Here is a 16,443-nt window from a genome sequence, read left to right on the forward strand (position 1 = left end):
ATGGATCAATCGCTTATTCATGTTTTCACCGCTTACTGACACACAAACGGGCCGAGATGCGCTAGGCTTTGCGCCCTCTCAATATCACAGACAATAACAACAATATGAATCCAGTCATGTCAGCGCCAACCAAGATGGCGTTACGCTTCCCCAAAGGGCGATTCGCCATGTTGAGTGTGTACAGCTTTACCGGTGCCGCCATTGTGGCTTCTACCATTTTTTCCCTGCTACTTTTCTTATCCCTTGACGACAACCCGCTAATGCAGTGGTTGTTCGGGGCACTGGCAGTGATTTTTGAAGCGGGTAAGTTTTACGCATGGTACGAGTTTGGCGAGCGTCGGGCTCACGGCAACTATGTAGGCGCCTTGTCAGCCTTGGCTTTTTATCTCATTTTGGCCTTAATCTCGATTGGCGGCAGTATTGGCGGCATCAATAGTGCCACCAATGCCGCGCAAAGTGAGCAGCGCCAAGCCCAAGCGCAGATTGACGCTTATAACCGACAAATCGATTCTATCGAGCAACAAATCACCTTGAATAATCAAGCCGCTGAACGTTATATTGAATTGGATAGAATTGCGACTGGCGTGGCGCGATTACAAAAAGAAAACAACCAATTACGCAAAGAGCAACAACAGCTCGCGTTAGAGCGCGATAGTTTACCCGCGGTGGCACAGGGATCCATCTTGGGATTGATTAGCAACCTTGCGAACACCCTGGGCGTAAGCGCCGATCAGGCCCAATCTTGGCTGGTGATTTTTCTCTCTGTGTTATTAGATTTGTTCGCCGCTTTCTTTGTCGGCGTGATTGGTGAAGAACAGCGTTTCCGCCATTGGTATCGTCACCCACATGCCACACCCCCTACGCCTGTGAACACCAAGGCGTCTCCTCGTGCCAATGAGATAAACACGGAAGTCACCACGCCGGATTCAGCGTCTCCTCACGAGGATGCAGATGCGCCTTATGCCAATATCAAAGCCGCGTTAGCCGCCAAAACGCTACGTTGTAGCAAAAAAGCCGTGATGGCGGAATATGCATTCAGCCAAGAGGCCGTCGATACCCTATTTAACCATTTACAACAACAGGGATTGGTCGCCAAAAAGCCGAACCACCATTATCACTGGGTGGGTTAAACCGCCAGCATCAATATACCGCTGAGTATCATGGCGGGAAGCCCACTTAAAAACAGCCATAGTCCGAGCTTGTCATCGGGCGGTGACGATGAATCGATCACCATCGCGTGTTGTTGAGCCGTGAGCGCCCGCCGTGTCACTGAATCACGATACCAATAGCGGCTTTTGTAACGACTGTACGTCACAATACCCGCCGCCGACCAAACGAGCCCCCCGACGTAAAATGCACCATCCCCAAACGTCGTCAATGTTATCCACCCCGCCTGCCACGCCCCAACAACAGCGGCACTGGCTATTGCCGTTGACACTAACCAAACATAGAGAAAATGCACACTTGGCGATGTAGATCCCTTCGGACGATGTGGTGCTTTCATCGTGTTTCCTTTCTGTGTCTTAGCGAGCCACTCTGGCTATTGATAATCCCACCTCTTTGCGGCATGGCGGTGATGTGGTACAAACATCTTGTAAGTTTGTTAATCAGTACGTTACCTGACCTTTTAGCACCTTACCGATAAAAACAATTTATAACCAAGCAAATACAACAAAAAGGTGATCTATGCATAAGGCTGCACAAGAGGTGCATGCGCCTGAGGCATCGGTATGGCGCGCATTAGGCGATGTCAGTCCATTGTGCCTCGCCGTCCTGCCTTGGGGGATACTCTGCGGTTCATTAGGGCTACAAATGGGATTCAGTGCGCTGCAAACACAAGCCATGTCCTTACTGGTTTTTGCAGGAGCGGTGCAATTGTCGGGCACCATGATGGTGGGCAATGCGGCGGGATTACCAGCGGTACTCGGTTCTACACTGGTGATTAGCGCTCGGCACCTTCTCTATGGTGCTCACTTTCGACAGTACATCACTCCCTTGCCACTTAAATGGCGTCTCGGCCTCGGCTTTTTACTGACCGATGAAATGTATGCGCTTTCAACCGCACACACCAGCAAGCAGGGAAGATTTTCTAAACACTACGCCCTGTATACGGGCGCCGCGTTTTATGTTGGTTGGAATCTTGCGACCTTGGCGGGGATTCTAGCTGGTTCTCAGCTGAAAGCCTTGGAAGCCATCGGCCTCGATTTTGCCATTGCTGCCACCTTTATCGCACTGACCGTGCCCAGTATAAAAACCCGCCCCGTACTGCTTTGTGCCTTGGCAAGCGGTGTCAGTATGTTGTTATTCACCTATTACCACATCCCCAATGCGTTAATCATTGCAACCGGCGTAGGTATGGTCGCAGGGTTTATGGCTGAATCGTTCCCGACACGGAGGACGGCAACATGAGTTACTGGTTAATCATCGTCGCCATGGCGCTGATCACCTTCTCAGTACGTTATCTGCTGATGGCGCGGAGTATTCCTGTGCGCATTGGGCCGCGATTGCAACGACTCCTGACCTACTCTGCACCGGCTGTTCTAACCGCGCTATGGGTACCGATTGTCTTCTTTCCCGAGGATCAGCTGGCTATCTCTACCACCAATCCTTATTTACTCGGCGCCTTGGTCGCTATCGGTTTAGCCTGTACCCGTCTATCGACCTTATTAGTGGTCGGGCTATCGATTGGTTTTTTCGTTACCCTTCAGCTTTGGGTGTTGAGATAAATAGCGACGATAAGCCAGTCAGTGCGATGTCACTATAGCAAGAGGCAGGGTCATCACCCTGCCTCTTTAATCTATTTGGTTGCTGGCCCCAGAGGCCAATAAGTTGATAGCTTATTGAATAACAGTGGGTTATGCCGTTTCCTGCGCCCTTTGTTGTACGCGAGAAACATGGACTAGGCCCATCAATTTGATACTCGGTTTGAGTAACAGTTGCGCACTCCCTACGATAAACAGCCAAGTCCCGCTTTCCATTAACGCATCGTTGAGAAAAAAGAAGCTACCGATCAAAAACCAAATCGCAATGAGCAAATCATTAAATGCCCCCAACGCTTCATAGCGACGCTGGATCACTAAGTGCTTATTACCAATATCAATATCCAGCTCAGGGCCATTGCGCTGTATCATCTTGCCTCCTCTGGACCTTGGTATTAACAATGAATAGCCAAATCATGGCATTAACAATCAAGGTGTTGCCGTTTAATGCCCAGCATGGTTCTCACCATGTTGACCACAAACGTGACCGCACTCAATCCTAAAAACAACCAAGCTAGCGGGATGAATGCGAAAGGTTCGTTGAGACTGCCGTTAGCAGCAACATGTGGCGTGGAAAGGTTGAAGGCGAGCAGGCAACCCGTGCCGATGAGGAAGAGGATAAACGAGGTACGAAAATGTCGCAGTAGGGTTAACATAAAACCTATATTCGTTGCTTCAGTACTCTCTGAGACTGACCACAACACTAAAAGTTCCATGTCTCTCACATTTTTTTCAAAAAAACCGCTACCTTGCATGATGCGTAGGTAGCGGCCGATTCATTTAGCGTGTTGGTTGTGCGCCCTTCAAAGCTTGTACGTCGACACCTTGTCGCTCAGCTGTGTCGCTTGGTTACGCAGGTTGTCCGCCTCTTGCGAGGTATCGTTGGCACTGCTTACAAGGTGCCCAGAGACATCTTTGATGGATGTGATGTTTTGTGTGATCTCACTCGTCACATGGGTTTGCTCTTCTGCCGCTGTCGCGATCTGCGTCGCCATATCACTGATCTGATTGACCGCTGCATCAATTTCACTCAACGCGGCAGTGGCTTTATCCACATCAGAAACAGAATCACCTGCCAACGCTGAGCTGCTCTCCATGGTCGATACCGCGCTTGCCGTCGTCGTTTGCAACGTCTCAATCGTGGATTTAATTTCTTCTGTCGAGGCATGCGTTCGCTGCGACAAAATACGTACCTCATCCGCGACCACGGCAAAGCCTCGTCCTTGCTCACCTGCGCGGGCTGCCTCAATGGCTGCGTTTAGCGCAAGTAAGTTGGTTTGCTCAGCAATTCCTTGAATCGTCGATAGTACCGTCGAAATCTCCTGCGAGTGCTTATCTAGCTCGGCAACGATAGTGCTAGCCTGTTTCAGCTCATCCGACAAACGGGTGATCGATGTTTTGGTATTTTCGACCACCGCACGTCCGTTATCGGTACTAGCGGTCGATTCTTGCGCCGTATTCGCGGTATGTTCAGCATGAGAGGCGATCTCTTGTGTCGCAGACGCCAACTCGGTGACGGCGGTTGCTACCATGGTCACTTCTTGCTGCTGCTGATTAATATCATCCACGTTGCGGCGCGCACGTTCCGTACTGCTATCCGATTGTGATGTCAGCTGTTGTGCTTGCTCGCGAATGTGGCTAATCAACTGATGCATACTGCCAACAAAGGTGTTGAAGTTTTTCGCCAGTTGCCCCACTTCATCTTCACTTTCAACGTCAATACGTTGAGTGAGATCGCCACTACCATGAGCAATTTGCTCGAGGGCATTAGAGACATTGGTCAGCGGTCTAAATAGAATATTCACCAGTAGATTAAAGAGCAGCGTACACGCAATCACCACGGCAATTGTTACTGCAATTTGCCCCCACACCGCATCAAACAATGGCGCGACTAAGGAGTCATAGTTAATAACGGTGACAGTGATTAATCCAGTATCTTTAATGGGTTTGGCATATACCACACTTTCTGCCCCGCCCACGTCGGCCATCACACTCTCACCCGAATTCATGGCAGACTTCACCGTGCTGAAAGACAAGCCTAGCTGATTAATTGGCTCGTTAAGTAGCTCGGTATTGGCGTGAGTAAAAATATTGCCTTCGCTGTTGGCGATAAACATATAGCCATTACCTGGCAAGATCACCTTCTCGAGACCTTCGATAATGTCGCCAATTTCAACATCCGCCCCAAGCACCAAGGTATCGCCGTTGAACTGGAGCGCTTTACCTAACGACACCACATTAGCGCCGGTTGCCGCAGCAACCGTCGGATTATCCATAAACACGCTCGACGGGTCCGCTTTGGCGTTGATATACCAACCCCACTTGCGCGGATCGTCATTACCCGGCGGTAGCACAACACCATTTGCGTTATCCTGACTGCCATCTGGGTAGGCAAGAAAAACATTGTCAAAGTCACCTGCATCACGTACTTGCTTGAGATGAGTGACCATATTGTTCTCATCGGCCTCACTGGTCAGTGAGGTCATCGCACGCTCTTTTGAAGCAACCCAGTCAGACACATATTGATTGTATGATGCCGTGGTACTTTCCAATCGCTGTGCCACTTCGGTGTCCAGCCGGGAGAGTGATGCGCGAAACGATAACGCTTCAACGAGCAAACCACCGATAATGATGGCTACACTTGCCGACAGCGCGAGCTTGTGTTTGAGGGAGAGTTTTTTAAACATAACGGCCTTGTTTGTCTGTCATAATGTTTTAATAATGATTTTTAGTAAAACAGCGTTCTTTGCCACCCGCAAAATAAGCGCCATACAACTGATAGGTATATCACAACAATGGTGCAAGACAATTACTCAAACTGTTGTCAGAAGGCGATAAATTGACCAATTTCATGCAACATACCTGAGTTCTAGCCTCGAGACCATCGCTTGTCTACTCCAAGGCTAGCAGCCCAATTAGCACACATACTGCGCCAGATCAGAGAAATGTAACAAACCCAAAACCAAGGGAAGTGACTTAAGTATCAATCACTCGCCCTCTCCTCGCAACTTTGAAAGTCCTAAACTACGCTTTAACTAACTGAGATAAACGCGAATAGGGGCAAAGTGAATGGACTTGTTTGCAGATCAACGCGACGGCGCATCTCCCAAGTCTAATGAGACCAATTCAGCATCTGATGCAGCGCCATGGCGGATACTGCTGATTGATGACGATGATCTGATGCATGAGGTAACACGGCTCGCGCTAACGGGGTTCACGTTTCAAGGACGCCCTTTAGAGATATTGTCTGCCCTCTCTGGGCAGGAAGCGCGAGAAGTGTTGGAAAAAGAGTCAGATATCGCGTTGGCACTCGTAGATGTGGTAATGGAAACCGAGCACGCAGGTTTGGATTTGGTACGGCATATTCGAGATGAAATGAATAACCACCTGATCCGCTTAGTATTGCGCACCGGACAAGCCGGACAAGCACCGGAAGATCGGGTGATCCGTGAATATGATATTGACGACTACAAAGAGAAAACGGAGCTCACCACACAAAAACTCAAAACCCTATTATACTCAATGCTGCGTTCTTACCGCGATCTCTGCATGATTGAAGAGCAGAAAGAAGGGTTGCGGCGTGTGATTGAAGCATCGGCCAACGTGCAAAACACCACCAATCTTCAACACTACGCCACCGCGGTGCTCGAGCAGCTCACATCCCTTCTCTATATCCACGACTCTGCGTTTTATTGTGTGGTTCAACCTCGCCCGGGAGCAGAAGAATCCCGCGCACTCACCCTGGCGGCGACCGGGGAGTATGTAAACTGCTACACCGAATGCGCCTTTGATAAACTCCCTAGCAATGTTTCAAACCGTTGCAAGCAAGCGCTTGAAGCACAGAAAAACATCCAATTCGACGACGGATTTGTGCTTTTCCACCGCGATGATGAAGATGTCGAGTTTTTGCTGTATGTCAATCATGACAAAGCCCTATCAGAGCTCGATCAGCACTTGCTAAAAATTTACATGCAAAACATTGGCCTGACGTTTGAGAACTTAAGCCTAATGGTCGATTTGCGTGAGACCTCCAAAGAGCTGGTTTACAACTTGGCAAACGCGGTGGAAGCGAGGAGTAAAGAAACCGGAGCGCATGTACAACGGGTATCTTTATTCTGTGAAAAGTTAGGGCAGCTCTATGGTTTGGACGAACACAAAACCATGCTGCTTAAACATGGCTCTCCCCTCCATGATGTCGGTAAAGTCGCTATCCCAGACGCGATTTTACACAAGCCGGGCAAGCTCGATGCGGAGGAATGGGAGACGATGAAAAAGCATGTCGAGTATGGGGTAGAAATTCTGAGCCATTCCAAACGACGCCTTATCATAGAGGCTAAAGAGATTGCAGCCACCCATCACGAAAAATGGGACGGAACAGGCTACCCCAATCAGCTCGCCGGCGAGGCCATTCCGATCAGTGGTCGAATTTCAGCATTAGCAGATGTATTCGATGCCCTAGGTTCGAAGCGCTCGTACAAAAAAGCGTGGACGGATGATGACATCCGCCACGAGCTCGTGGCTCAACGTGGCAAGCATTTCGAGCCCAAGCTGGTCGACCTACTGCTCGAGCATTGGGACGACTTTATTGCTATCCGCGCCGCGTATCCAGATTAAGTAGAACAGTGACGCCTTGAGTCTTAATCACGATATATAACAGATCAAACTGTCTATGAGCCGAAGCCACAAATTTGATCACAGCATCCGTAACCCGTTCTTCAGCTTAGTAGGAAGACGGATTTTGTTGATCATGATTTTGCTCAGTGGCTTTTTTACCATTCTCACCACCTTGCTACAAACCTATTGGGATTACGATGAAGCGTTCGATCTGGTGGACAGCCGACACTACGAAATTGAACACATTCATGCCGACTTACTCGCCAGCTCACTCTGGATTTATGACTTAACCAGTGTCCAAGAGCGCATTGATGGGTTAATCAACTTGCCACATGTTGATTATTTAGCCGTGCGCTCAGAGAACTATCTCTTTGAAGCGGGATCCCCCCTAGACGTGAGTAAAATGGTCAATGAGTATCCGCTCCAGTATGACGACCCCGATACGGGGAAAATCCAACGGATTGGTACTATCTACGTCGAGTCCAACACGAACGCTATCTATAATGATCTGATACAACACTTTTTTATCACACTGCTATTGAACGCAATAAAAACGCTCCTCGTGTGCTACCTCATTTTGTTGGTGTTTCACCATACCGTCAGCCAACGCGTGTTTACAGTGGCGCAGTTTTTACGTCAGTACAATCCGCTTGATCCCAACGAGGAAAAGCTGACCTTGCCCCGCAAACGCTACATCATGGAAAAAGAAGACGAGCTCGACTGGCTAGCAGCCGAAACCAATAAAATCACCCAGAATATGTCCACGCTCTATCGCAATATTATGCTAGAACGGGAGCGCTTGTCTGACTTTACCCATGTCTCTTCAGACTGGCTGTGGGAAACCGATGCCGATCTCAAGCTGACCTTTTGCTCCGATCCGATGCGGTTGGCGTTTGACCTTAATCCCAACCAGTATCCGCACCTTGACAAGTTGCTTTCTGCTGTCGGTTGTCACCAATTCATGGCCAATCTTCATCGACAGCAGGACTTTTCGATGTGTGAGGAAATCGTACCCGTTGAGGGTGAAAGCCGGTATTTTGTCTTTCAGGCGCTTGCCCATCACGGTATTGATGGTTTTCGCGGTTTCAGAGGCACGGGCATCGATATCACCGCGCTGAAAACGGCCCTGTTTGAACTGGAAACATTAAACCATAACCTAGAAGAAACCGTTGATGAGCGAACCCGTGAACTCCAAGAGAGTATGGAGCACTTAAAAGCGGCACAAGAACAGTTGGTCGAGTCGGAAAAGCTCGCGGCACTGGGTAGTCTAGTGGCAGGTGTTGCGCATGAGGTCAACACCCCTTTAGGCATCGCCGTCACCGCATCATCCGTGATTAAAGATATCACCCAGACGCTCAATCAAGCGTTTGAGGAACAAACGTTGACCAGCACGCAGTTTGCTTCATTGATTAAACAAGTGAATGACAGCGTGATCATGCTTGAGAACAACCTCAAGCGTGCGACCCACCTTATTCGTGACTTTAAACAGACCGCGGTTGATCAAGTCTCAGAAGCGCTCACCGAATTTGATGTCAAACAGACAATAGACGCACTCGTCGCCAGCTTACACCCAGAAACCCGTAAAATCCCGGTGACTCCCGAGGTCAGTGGCGAGCCTGACATACTCATGTATAGCTTACCCGGCGTCATCACCCAGGTCGTCTCTAACCTCGTGATGAATAGCATCAACCATGCCTTTGACGAGACCGATAACCCTAAAATAACGATCGAATTTGAAAGACAAGGAGACCACCTTTATCTCTGTTACCAAGATAATGGTTGCGGTGTCGAGCAATCCCTTCACCATCGAATCTTTGAACCGTTTTATACCAGTAAACGCGGGCGAGGAGGCTCAGGGCTTGGCCTCAATCTGGTCTTTAACCTCGTCAAACAAAAGCTAGGCGGCGAGCTGCAATTTGAATCAGCACCCGGGCAAGGCGTGAAGTTTATGTTTCTGATCCCCCTAAGCTTATCAAGCCAAATAGCCCGCTACGCGAGTGAAAGCAAAGAGTAAGGTGATACGCATATAATGGAAAAGCTAGAGAGGTTTGAACAAGGTCTCAAGCACCCACTTTTTAGTATTGTTGGCCGCCGAATCATTCTGCTGATGGTCCTACTCAGTGGTTTTTTTACCATATTAACCACGCTACTACAGCTATCATGGGATTACGAGGAAGCCTTTGACCATGTTGACCGCCGCCATGCGGAAATTCAAAACGTCCACGCCGACTTAATTGCGTCGTCTTTATGGGTGTTTGACCTTGTGAGTGCGCAAAATCGACTGGATGGCCTGGTCAACCTTCCCTATATCGACTATCTCTCGATTGAGTTTGATGGCGTGGTGTTGGATGCAGGAAAACCACTTTCCAGCAGTAATGTGGTCAGCCAGACGGAGCTCATTTATTTCCACCCCGACACCAATCGCCGCATTAATTTGGGTACCTTACGCGTCGAATCTGACGCGCAAAAAATCTATGACCTCTTGTTACAGCAATTTCTCGTTACGCTCGTTTTGAACGGGATAAAAACCCTGATTGTCTGCTCGCTGATTTTATGGGTCTTCCACCAAAGCGTCAGCCAACGTGTATTTGCTATCACCAAGCACTTGGCTAGCTTTGATCCTCTCGAACCTGTCCACGAACCTTTGCGGTTGAAACATCGTAAGTTCATTATGGAAAAAAGTGATGAACTCGATTGGTTGGCGGACGAAACCAATAAAATCACCTTGCGGATGACGAGCCTCTATAGGAATATCGCCTTAGAACAGGCGCGGTTATCTGATTTCACTAACGCCGCTTCAGATTGGTTATGGGAGACCGATGCCACGCAGCGACTGACATTTTGCTCTGAAGCGATGCAAGCGGCGCTCGCGATTTCGATTGAAAATAACCCCAAAATAAAGTCAGTACCCGCCCTGAGTCACTGCACATCATTGTTAAACTGTTTGGACACATACGATGATTTCACCATGTGTGAAGAAAAAATCACCTTGGGGAAACACACCTACTACTTTGTATTCCAAGGGATAGCACATTTCACCAAACACGGCTTCACGGGCTTTCGCGGAACCGCGATTGATATCACCGAGCTTAAAACGACCCAGTTGGAACTCGAGCAACTGAACCAGAGTTTAGAAGCGACCGTTGAAGCACGAACCCAGGATCTCGCGCAGAGTATGGAAAACCTTAAAGCCGCGCAAAATCAACTGGTAGAATCCGAAAAGCTCGCCGCGTTGGGTAGCTTGGTAGCGGGCGTTGCCCACGAGGTGAACACGCCCCTAGGTATCGCGGTAACGGCTAATTCAGTGATCAAAGACGCGGTTTCCACACTCAACCGCGCATTCGAGCAAAAAACCTTGACCAGTGAGCAGTATGCCACCGTGATGAAGCAGGTCACGGATGGCACGCATATGCTAGAAAACAACCTCAATCGTGCCGCACGATTAATTCGGGATTTCAAACAAACAGCGGTCGACCAAGTCTCTGAAAATCTGAGCCAATTCCGTCCCGTACAAACACTTGAAGCATTAATGGGAAGTTTGCGCCCCGAAACCAAGAAAGTACCGGTTGTGCCTATCGTCGAGGGCGACGCTAAGCTTGTTATGAGCAGCCTGCCCGGAGTACTTACCCAGGTTATTTCCAACTTGGTGATAAACAGTGTCCGCCATGCCTTTGACACGGTTAATGATCCTCGTATTCACATTCGTATTGCCGATAAAGGTGAGATCGTGGAAATCCGCTATACCGATAATGGTGTCGGGGTTGCGCCCGAACTTCACCAACGTATTTTTGAGCCCTTCTACACCAGTTCACGCGGCAAAGGGGGGTCGGGACTCGGCCTCAATCTCGTTTTCAATCTGGTGCACCAAAAACTGCAAGGAAAACTTCATTTCGATTCCAATATCAATCAGGGGGTTACCGTCGTGCTCAGCCTGCCTAAGTTTTTGACAGAAACATCTGCGCCACAAACTGAAAGTTCTACCGAGTAGTCCCTGTCTATTCACACAGGCGCACAACAAAGGATAAAACGATGCAATGGTTAACAAAGTGGTTTCGTTCCGATGTGGATAGCGTTCAAACACAACGCTTGTTCCAAAGCCTATTAACACTGGCGTGGACCGTTGAGGCAAAAGATCCCTACACAGGCGGCCATCTTTGGCGGGTTTCTCAGTTTGCATCAGCGGTCGCACAAGCAGAAAGGTGGTCGAAAGAAGAGCGCGCCATCGTGACCTTAGGTGGCTTTTTGCATGATTTAGGTAAAGTCAGTGTGCCTGATGCCATCTTAAAGAAAACGGATAAACTGACCGATGACGAGTTTGCCATCATTCAAAGTCACCCCAATGAGGGGCTATATATTTTGGAGGGCCATCCATTAGGGCCAATCGTGCGCAACGCCGTCGGGTTGCACCACGAGCGTGTCGATGGCCGAGGATATCCCAACAAATTATCCGGTGATGCCATTCCTGCAGAGGCCAAGCTTATCGCGATTTGTGATGCCTTTGATGCTATGACCAGTAAACGGCCCTACCGACAAGCCATGCCCAAACAAAAAGCCATTGGTATTGTTGAAGAAAACCTTGGCAGTCAGTTTGACGCATCTCTCGGTCAGCGGTTTGTTAACCTAGCCAAAGCGGGCGAATTTGACGCCATTATTGCGCATACCGATGAAGGGATCCCGCTGCATCACTGCCCGACATGCGGCCCGACGATCACTCGTTATCGTGATGATGCGCCAGGGCAACTTCTGCATTGCCCACTTTGCTTACAGCAAGCAAAACTGGTCATCACAGACAACACATACAATCTAGAGCCCACCGGTGTCCAGCTTCCTGCCTCACAACAACGACGAAGACCTGATACGGGCCTGATTAAACGCGTTATCCAACAGACGGTTTCCACCATCCCCACGCAGGCGCTGCTTGAACGTGCTGAGGGTGCCGTTAAATGAAACGGCTCTTTAGTACGTTAATTCAACCCAGCGTAGCCATTAATGCACTCAAAATCGCATTAGTGGTCGGCACTGTACTCAATGTTATTAATCAGGGGGAGGCTATTTGGGGCGAGGCAGACTTGCGTATAGGTCACGCACTGCTCAACTATTTAGTGCCTTATTGCGTTGCCAGCTATAGTGCTGCTAAACATCAGCTAGACAAACAAAAACAATAAAGAGCCAGCACAAGACTGGCTCTTGTCGTTAACGCGTACATGGGGAGTTAGACAAGCGCCGCGTCTTTTTCCGGTGCCGGAGTATGGTCAGGCAGATAGCGGTAGTATTCCGCATCTTTCGCTGGTGAAAGCGTGTGCCCCATGATCATGTCCGCTGCTTTTTCCGCCACCATAATCGTCGGCGCGTACAAGTTGCCATTGGTGATCGCGGGGAACACGGAGGCATCGACCACACGCAGGTTATTGACGCCATGTACCTTGAGTGACTCATCGACCACCGCCATTTCGTCGCTCGCCAAGCCCATTTTACAGGTACAGCTTGGGTGATAAGCACTTTCCCCTTCGCGTGCCACAAAATCGAGGATCTCCTGATCTGTTTGCGCCGCGCTCCCGGGCGAGAGTTCTTTGCCACGTAGATGATCAAAGGCCGGCTGGGCGATAATATCTCGCGACACGCGTATCGCTTCGACCCACTCTTTACGCTCTTGTGGCGTGGAGAGATAGTTAAAGAAGATCTCTGGCTTCTCATCCGGGTTCGTGCTGCGAATTTTAACATGGCCACGCACATCGGTATTCATTGGTCCGACATGCAACTGGAAACCATGTCCTTTGTTCGGTGCCGAGCCATCATAACGGATCGCCAGTGGCAAAAAGTGGAACTGCAAGTTCGGATATGCCACCTCATCATTACCTCGCACAAAGCCACCCGCTTCAAAGTGGTTGGTGGCCGCCGCGCCTTTACGACGGAATAGCCAATCAAAACCAATTTTCGGTTGATTGTGGAACTTAAGCGCGGGATACATGCTGACCGGTTCTTTACATTCATACTGCACGTAGAGTTCAAGATGGTCTTGCAAGTTCTCTCCCACCCCAGGCAAATGATGAACAGGCTTAACACCCAAATTTTTCAACATGGTCTCATCGCCAATGCCTGAAAGCTGCAATAGCTTCGGTGAGTTGATTGCACCACCACAGCTGATGATTTCGGCGCCATACGCGGTTTTCGTCCGTCCCCATTTACGGTATTCCACACCCATCGCGGTTTTGTTTTCGAACAGCACTTTGTCTGTTGTCGCGCCGGTGATCACCGTAAGGTTCTTACGGTTCATCACCGGGTGTAAGTACGCCCTAGCCGCGCTGTGGCGACGACCTCGATAGATATTTTGATCGAAAATACCAAAGCCTTCTTGCTGGTAACCGTTCACATCGTCCGTCAACGGATAACCCGCTTGCTGCGTCGCATCAAAAAAAGCACTGAACAAAGGGTTATCACAGTTCGCGGTGGTGATGGCCAGCGGGCCATTATTACCGTGATAATCATTTTGACCGGCCAAACGTGTTTCGCATTTACGGAAATACGGTAAACAATGGGCATAATCCCACGTTTTAAGTCCATGTTCGTTGGCCCACTTTTCATAATCCAACGCGTTGCCGCGAATATAAATCATGCCATTAATGCTACTACTACCACCGAGCACTTTACCGCGAGGCTGTGCAATACGACGATTGTGCATATTTGGCTCGGGCTCAGATTCATACAGCCAGTTGTATGTGCTATCGGTAAGCAAATAAGTTAATGCGGCAGGCATGTGGATGCGAAAATCCAACCGATAGTCTGGCCGCCCTGCCTCGAGTAGCAATACGTTGTTATCTGGGTTAGCACTTAGACGGTTCGCCAGAACACAGCCTGCCGAGCCTGCACCGACAATGATATAGTCGTAATTTTGTTGCTGTCCCATAAAACCTCCAAATTTTTTCCTTCCCGTGTGCAGGGCATTAGCCCGGAACAGTCGCAACACAGGTAATGGGTATGATTGTGTAGAGGTTTCCTTTTTGAAATTTTTATAATTAGCTTGATGTTTGTTCATCAATGCATTGTTGTAGCAACCGATAATGGTGGCTAATCGTTGCCTGCGCCTTAAACGGCTCGGCAGCGATAATGTGGTTAACGGTCTGTTGCCAGTTTTCCACGGTTTGGCGACGATATTTTGCCGCCTGATAAAGGGCGTAATCGTGCGAACTAAACCCTTGCTGAATAGCATGCATCACCCATTCAAAAATCGGGTTGCCTGACATCGCAGCAATCAGCAGGTTCAGTGCGCGATCGAGCTCTCCTAAGCGATCCAAATCCGGGGTCTTTTCAGCGGCGAGTGCCGCAAGCTCTGTGACGCTTTCACTGAGCTGTTGTTTTTGCGAGTCGGTACCACGGCTAATGGCGAGCAACACCAGGCTTTGATCAACGGTTTCACGAAACTCCGCCACCTTGTCTGCTTGTACATGGCTTTGCTTGAGAAAAAGCGCCAGTGATTCACTAATGTTATGCACATCAACCTGACGTACTACCGCACCACCTTTTTGGCCTTTACGGATTTCAATCAAGCCTTTTTGCTTGAGTGACTGAATGGCTTCTCGCACCACACCACGGCCAGTACCAAATTGTTGCTGCAGTTCACGCTCACTGGGCAATTTATCCCCCGGCTTTAACGCCTCAGACAAAATCGCCGACTCGATTTGCAATGCTACATCTTCACTCGCTCGGCCCATTTGGACCGGGTGAAACAGGCTACTGGTGGATGTCGTCATGGTTACCCCTTTGATTTGGTAGTACCAAACTAGCAATTTTTGCACTATAAAGTCAAATACCCTCTAGCGACTCTTCTTTTGGTACGACCATTAAATATCATCGGAAAGGACACTATAGTATTGATATAATTTATAAAAACAAAAAATCCCGCTTGGTTTTCACCGAAGCGGGATTTTTACATGATATAAACGGCAACTAACTTTGGTAAACCATTCGCCACTCTCGTTCACCCGTATGGGGATCGGTTTGCTCGCGGTCGACCACAAATCCATGACGCTGATAAAAGGCATAACTAGCTTTGTTTTTCTGGTAAACGGTCAAATCAATGACGGTTTTTTGTTGCTTAGCATGCATCAACAACTGGCTGCCCACACCTTGTCCCTGCTTGTTAGGTGACACAAAAATCGCCGCTAATGTATGGTCATGAAGCGCATAAAAACCCTCAATAAGCCCTTCTCGCTCAGCGACCCATACTTCCGCCATCGGTAAATCGGCTGATCGCATCGCCTCGCGCTGTTGGTACCAAAAGTCCTCGCTGATAAAGTCATGCGCGGTTAATGACGCGTTTAACCAGATATCAAGCACGACATCTGTGTCCGCTGGTCGCATACGACGTAAACGAAGTGACGTCTCGGAAGTCGATACCATGGTTCCTCCTGATTATCGGCCTGACAGCAGTGCAGGGTTGATCACGAGATTCCTTACACCGTGGGCATGATGCTCATCAAATACATTCGCGTGGCACCAGCGCTGCACACTAGCAATATCAACTTTCTTGACGTGTGGACGGACACGCCATGTGACTTGGAAAGGAGAGCCTTTGTGCGAATAGATTTTGATCAACTAAGCAGTTTGGTCATAAAGTGTAAGGCGTGATTCAACGGGTAGTCATCCAATGTCATCTGACATTGATAGCCATGCTTTTCATAGAAAGGTTTAGCTTGGAAGCTTAAGGTATCAACGAACGCCATTTTACAGCCCATCTCCTTGGCGTACTCTTCCAAGTTACTCAATAAGTGGCTCCCCACGTGGCGATGGCGGAAGGCATCATCGACCCAAAGGTATTTAATCAATAGCCATTGCCCCCACGTGTTGGCCACCACGCCACCGATACGTTCATCGTTATCATTGTACGCATAGCCGGCAAGAGAGCCTTCAGGAAGGCCAGCCAAAAAAGGGGCGTTGCTTTGCTGTAGCTGCTGTTGAATGGCAGCGACATCGTCGTCACTCGGGCTCGCATCCATGCGGTATTTCATTGGCTTAGCTATCCATACTGTTCAACACACGGCATATTATGCCCTGTGTAGTAGGGACAATCTGT

Annotated in this window: 16 protein-coding genes and 1 pseudogene; 8 read left to right on the forward strand and 9 right to left on the reverse strand. The window is 49.1% G+C overall.

Going from position 1 to position 16,443, the window contains the following annotated elements:
* Positions 1-116: 116 nt before the first annotated feature.
* On the forward strand, positions 117-1,130 hold the full coding sequence (locus EHW58_RS06810; RefSeq protein WP_152795561.1) for a Preprotein translocase subunit SecY: 1,014 nt from the start codon (positions 117-119) through the stop codon (positions 1,128-1,130).
* Here the strand turns inward: EHW58_RS06810 and EHW58_RS06815 are convergent.
* Positions 1,127-1,504 (reverse strand): hypothetical protein, encoded by a 378-nt coding sequence (locus tag EHW58_RS06815; protein WP_077480099.1) that lies wholly within the window; start codon positions 1,502-1,504, stop codon positions 1,127-1,129. The genes EHW58_RS06810 and EHW58_RS06815 overlap by 4 nt on opposite strands.
* Positions 1,505-1,686: 182 nt before the next feature.
* On the opposite strand from EHW58_RS06815, the gene EHW58_RS06820 reads away from it, so the two are divergent.
* Both EHW58_RS06820 and EHW58_RS06825 read left to right on the forward strand, forming a co-directional pair.
* Positions 1,687-2,409 (forward strand): AzlC family ABC transporter permease, encoded by a 723-nt coding sequence (locus tag EHW58_RS06820; protein WP_152795563.1) that lies wholly within the window; start codon positions 1,687-1,689, stop codon positions 2,407-2,409.
* Positions 2,406-2,726: an AzlD domain-containing protein gene (locus EHW58_RS06825; RefSeq protein WP_152795565.1), complete on the forward strand. Its 321-nt coding sequence runs from the start codon at positions 2,406-2,408 to the stop codon at positions 2,724-2,726. Before EHW58_RS06820 ends, EHW58_RS06825 begins: the two co-directional genes overlap by 4 nt.
* A gap of 129 nt (positions 2,727-2,855) precedes the next feature.
* Here the strand turns inward: EHW58_RS06825 and EHW58_RS06830 are convergent, their stop codons facing one another.
* From EHW58_RS06830 to EHW58_RS06840, 3 genes are all read right to left on the reverse strand, one after another.
* Positions 2,856-3,131: a YrhK family protein gene (locus EHW58_RS06830; protein WP_046073052.1), complete on the reverse strand. Its 276-nt coding sequence runs from the start codon at positions 3,129-3,131 to the stop codon at positions 2,856-2,858.
* Positions 3,132-3,181: 50 nt separating this feature from the next.
* The gene (locus tag EHW58_RS06835) at positions 3,182-3,475 is read right to left on the reverse strand and encodes a DUF3955 domain-containing protein (RefSeq protein WP_158010032.1); all 294 of its coding nucleotides are present in this window, start codon (positions 3,473-3,475) and stop codon (positions 3,182-3,184) included.
* Between the two features lie 87 nt (positions 3,476-3,562).
* Positions 3,563-5,446: a methyl-accepting chemotaxis protein gene (locus EHW58_RS06840; RefSeq protein ID WP_152795567.1), complete on the reverse strand. Its 1,884-nt coding sequence runs from the start codon at positions 5,444-5,446 to the stop codon at positions 3,563-3,565.
* Positions 5,447-5,828: 382 nt separating this feature from the next.
* Between EHW58_RS06840 and EHW58_RS06845 the strand changes: the two genes are divergently transcribed.
* From EHW58_RS06845 to nrtS, 5 genes are read left to right on the forward strand one after another with little or no spacing between them, the layout of a single operon-like run.
* Positions 5,829-7,373 (forward strand): response regulator, encoded by a 1,545-nt coding sequence (locus EHW58_RS06845; protein WP_152795569.1) that lies wholly within the window; start codon positions 5,829-5,831, stop codon positions 7,371-7,373.
* A 55-nt stretch (positions 7,374-7,428) separates the two neighbouring features.
* Entirely contained in the window at positions 7,429-9,387 is a 1,959-nt protein-coding gene (locus tag EHW58_RS06850; protein ID WP_152795571.1) for an ATP-binding protein, read from the forward strand.
* A gap of 15 nt (positions 9,388-9,402) precedes the next feature.
* Positions 9,403-11,361 (forward strand): ATP-binding protein, encoded by a 1,959-nt coding sequence (locus EHW58_RS06855; protein ID WP_152795573.1) that lies wholly within the window; start codon positions 9,403-9,405, stop codon positions 11,359-11,361.
* Positions 11,362-11,402: 41 nt separating this feature from the next.
* The gene (locus EHW58_RS06860; protein WP_152795575.1) at positions 11,403-12,320 is read left to right on the forward strand and encodes an HD-GYP domain-containing protein; all 918 of its coding nucleotides are present in this window, start codon (positions 11,403-11,405) and stop codon (positions 12,318-12,320) included.
* On the forward strand, positions 12,317-12,538 hold the full coding sequence (nrtS, locus tag EHW58_RS06865) for a nitrate/nitrite transporter NrtS (RefSeq protein ID WP_152795577.1): 222 nt from the start codon (positions 12,317-12,319) through the stop codon (positions 12,536-12,538). Before EHW58_RS06860 ends, nrtS begins: the two co-directional genes overlap by 4 nt.
* Before the next feature lie 47 nt (positions 12,539-12,585).
* On the opposite strand, the gene betA is transcribed toward nrtS, so the two are convergent.
* The 5 genes and pseudogenes from betA to EHW58_RS06890 all read right to left on the reverse strand — a co-directional run bounded on the left by betA (position 12,586) and on the right by EHW58_RS06890 (position 16,366).
* The gene (gene betA, locus EHW58_RS06870; protein WP_077668397.1) at positions 12,586-14,277 is read right to left on the reverse strand and encodes a choline dehydrogenase; all 1,692 of its coding nucleotides are present in this window, start codon (positions 14,275-14,277) and stop codon (positions 12,586-12,588) included.
* Positions 14,278-14,386: 109 nt separating this feature from the next.
* Positions 14,387-15,121, reverse strand: a complete 735-nt coding sequence (locus tag EHW58_RS06875) for a FadR/GntR family transcriptional regulator (protein WP_152795579.1) — start codon at positions 15,119-15,121, stop codon at positions 14,387-14,389.
* A 196-nt stretch (positions 15,122-15,317) separates the two neighbouring features.
* Positions 15,318-15,770 (reverse strand): GNAT family N-acetyltransferase, encoded by a 453-nt coding sequence (locus tag EHW58_RS06880; RefSeq protein WP_227986289.1) that lies wholly within the window; start codon positions 15,768-15,770, stop codon positions 15,318-15,320.
* 12 nt (positions 15,771-15,782) lie between these two features.
* A pseudogene (locus EHW58_RS15830) lies at positions 15,783-15,953 on the reverse strand (delta-class carbonic anhydrase); the annotation flags it as partial.
* Between the two features lie 8 nt (positions 15,954-15,961).
* Positions 15,962-16,366 carry a GNAT family N-acetyltransferase gene (locus tag EHW58_RS06890; protein ID WP_370517839.1) on the reverse strand — a complete coding sequence of 135 codons (405 nt, stop codon included), beginning with the start codon at positions 16,364-16,366 and terminating at the stop codon, positions 15,962-15,964.
* Positions 16,367-16,443 lie beyond the last annotated feature (77 nt).

Origin of the sequence: Salinivibrio sp. VYel1, from assembly GCF_009377945.1 — a bacterium.
In the GTDB taxonomy this organism is placed as follows: Bacteria; Pseudomonadota; Gammaproteobacteria; order Enterobacterales; family Vibrionaceae; genus Salinivibrio; species Salinivibrio siamensis.

Excerpts from the sequence above, each read along its gene's own strand:
- EHW58_RS06810 (WP_152795561.1), top strand. The coding sequence starts at position 117 with ATGTCAGCGCCAACCAAGATGGCGTTACGCTTCCCCAAAGGGCGATTC.
- EHW58_RS06815 (WP_077480099.1), bottom strand. The coding sequence starts at position 1,504 with ATGAAAGCACCACATCGTCCGAAGGGATCTACATCGCCAAGTGTGCAT.
- EHW58_RS06820 (WP_152795563.1), top strand. The coding sequence starts at position 1,687 with ATGCATAAGGCTGCACAAGAGGTGCATGCGCCTGAGGCATCGGTATGG.
- EHW58_RS06825 (WP_152795565.1), top strand. The coding sequence starts at position 2,406 with ATGAGTTACTGGTTAATCATCGTCGCCATGGCGCTGATCACCTTCTCA.
- EHW58_RS06830 (WP_046073052.1), bottom strand. The coding sequence starts at position 3,131 with ATGATACAGCGCAATGGCCCTGAGCTGGATATTGATATTGGTAATAAG.
- EHW58_RS06835 (WP_158010032.1), bottom strand. The coding sequence starts at position 3,475 with ATGGAACTTTTAGTGTTGTGGTCAGTCTCAGAGAGTACTGAAGCAACG.
- EHW58_RS06840 (WP_152795567.1), bottom strand. The coding sequence starts at position 5,446 with ATGTTTAAAAAACTCTCCCTCAAACACAAGCTCGCGCTGTCGGCAAGT.
- EHW58_RS06845 (WP_152795569.1), top strand. The coding sequence starts at position 5,829 with ATGGACTTGTTTGCAGATCAACGCGACGGCGCATCTCCCAAGTCTAAT.
- EHW58_RS06850 (WP_152795571.1), top strand. The coding sequence starts at position 7,429 with ATGAGCCGAAGCCACAAATTTGATCACAGCATCCGTAACCCGTTCTTC.
- EHW58_RS06855 (WP_152795573.1), top strand. The coding sequence starts at position 9,403 with ATGGAAAAGCTAGAGAGGTTTGAACAAGGTCTCAAGCACCCACTTTTT.
- EHW58_RS06860 (WP_152795575.1), top strand. The coding sequence starts at position 11,403 with ATGCAATGGTTAACAAAGTGGTTTCGTTCCGATGTGGATAGCGTTCAA.
- nrtS (WP_152795577.1), top strand. The coding sequence starts at position 12,317 with ATGAAACGGCTCTTTAGTACGTTAATTCAACCCAGCGTAGCCATTAAT.
- betA (WP_077668397.1), bottom strand. The coding sequence starts at position 14,277 with ATGGGACAGCAACAAAATTACGACTATATCATTGTCGGTGCAGGCTCG.
- EHW58_RS06875 (WP_152795579.1), bottom strand. The coding sequence starts at position 15,121 with ATGACGACATCCACCAGTAGCCTGTTTCACCCGGTCCAAATGGGCCGA.
- EHW58_RS06880 (WP_227986289.1), bottom strand. The coding sequence starts at position 15,770 with ATGGTATCGACTTCCGAGACGTCACTTCGTTTACGTCGTATGCGACCA.
- EHW58_RS06890 (WP_370517839.1), bottom strand. The coding sequence starts at position 16,366 with ATGGATGCGAGCCCGAGTGACGACGATGTCGCTGCCATTCAACAGCAG.